Below are 1,592 nucleotides of genomic sequence, written 5' to 3'. Positions count from 1 at the left end.
TCGAAACCTCCTGCAACAAGCGATCGAGCAGAATGCCAGTGACCTCCACGTCCACAGCGGTGCGATGTTGCGTCTTCGCGTTGGTGGCAAGTTCTGTGACGCCACGCCTGATGTACTGAGCTCCGGTGAGTGCGAGAAACTCATCATGGAAATATTAAGTGAGTCGCAACTAAAACAACTCAAAGAGAAGTTCCAAATCGATTTCGCGTACGAAATACAAGGGGTGGGTCGTTTCCGCGCTAACATTTACAAGCAACAGCGCGGTTACGACGCAGTATTTCGCGCCATCAAGCCCTCTCCGCCAACTTTCGCTGAGCTCGGGCTTCCAAAAGAGTTTGAGCAATATACTGAATTTCACCAGGGTCTTTTGTTATTCACAGGTCCAGCGGGTTGTGGTAAGTCTTCGACCATGGCTGCAATGGCGAACCTGATCAATAAGCGACGAGCGGATCACATCCTGACCATCGAAGACCCGATTGAGTACGTGCACAACTCAGACTCGTGCAATGTCACCCAACGTGAAGTAGGAGCCCAGACCGAATCGTTTCCCAAGGCTTTGAGAGCGGCCCTGCGGGAAGACCCCGACGTAATCGTTATAGGCGAACTGCGTGATTTAGAGACTATCTCGCTCGCCATAACTGCTGCTGAAACCGGTCACCTCGTCATGGCGACACTGCATACCTCCAATGCCATACGCACCATCAACCGTTTGCTAGGCGTCTTTCCACCTGATCAGATTTGCCAAATTCGCAGGATGCTGTCGGAATCGCTAAAAGTTGTCTTTTGCCAGCGATTGGTGCAGCGCGCGGACGACCGGGGCCAGGTTGCGGCATTTGAGGTCATGATCAACAACAATGCAGTCGCCAACCTCATCCGGGAAAACCGGACTTTCCAGATAACTTCAATTCTGCAAACAGGCAGAGCCCAGGGTCAGCGCCTATTGGACGCATCACTAACCCAGTTAATGAAAGACAAGGTGATCACCAAGAAGGAAGCGATCAGGCATGCCGAACAACCCGAAAGTTTCAAGTAACAGGAGAGCGACTTGGCCAGGATTGACGAACTATTTCGATATCTGAAAGAAAAAGGCGGCTCGGACCTGCATTTGCTAGCCACCCAACCGCCCCGTGTGCGTATTCACGGCAATCTGACCGATGTCGAAGGCTGGGGAAGCATTTCGGATGAGGAAATGAGGGCGTTGTTGCGTGAGATAAGTTCCGAGGAACAATGGCAGGAGTTCGAAGCATGTGGCGACCTCGACTTCGCCTGGGCCCTGCCGGGTGAAGCGCGTTTTCGTGTTAACTTCCTGAATCAGCACCGGGGTGTTGGCGCTGTCTTTCGTATCATTCCGGAAAAAATTCTCACGTTCGATGAACTCAACATACCCAAACCGATTCGTGACCTGGCCTATCTTGAGCGTGGACTGGTCCTCGTCACTGGTCCTACTGGCTCAGGTAAATCCACGACGCTGGCTGCGATCATTAACGAGATAAACGAAAACTTCAGCAAACATATCGTCACCATTGAAGACCCTGTGGAGTTCGTTCATCTCAACAAAAAGTGCGTTTTGTCACAGCGTGAAGTCAGCCACG

General features: G+C 51.8%; 2 protein-coding genes. Both read left to right on the top strand.

Translation table 11 applies throughout. The features are described from left to right. On the top strand, positions 1–1,033 hold a 1,033-nt coding region (locus WBM60_RS00050; protein ID WP_424282608.1), incomplete at its 5' end, for a type IV pilus twitching motility protein PilT. Between the two features lie 12 nt (positions 1,034–1,045). Next, positions 1,046–1,592: type IV pilus twitching motility protein PilT (locus WBM60_RS00045; RefSeq protein WP_424282607.1), on the top strand; the 547-nt coding region annotated here is incomplete at its 3' end.

The sequence above is a fragment of the Eudoraea sp. genome (genome assembly GCF_049669105.1).
In the GTDB taxonomy this organism is placed as follows: Bacteria; Bacteroidota; Bacteroidia; order Flavobacteriales; family Flavobacteriaceae; genus Eudoraea.
This window is presented reverse-complemented; position numbering and strand designations above follow the sequence as displayed.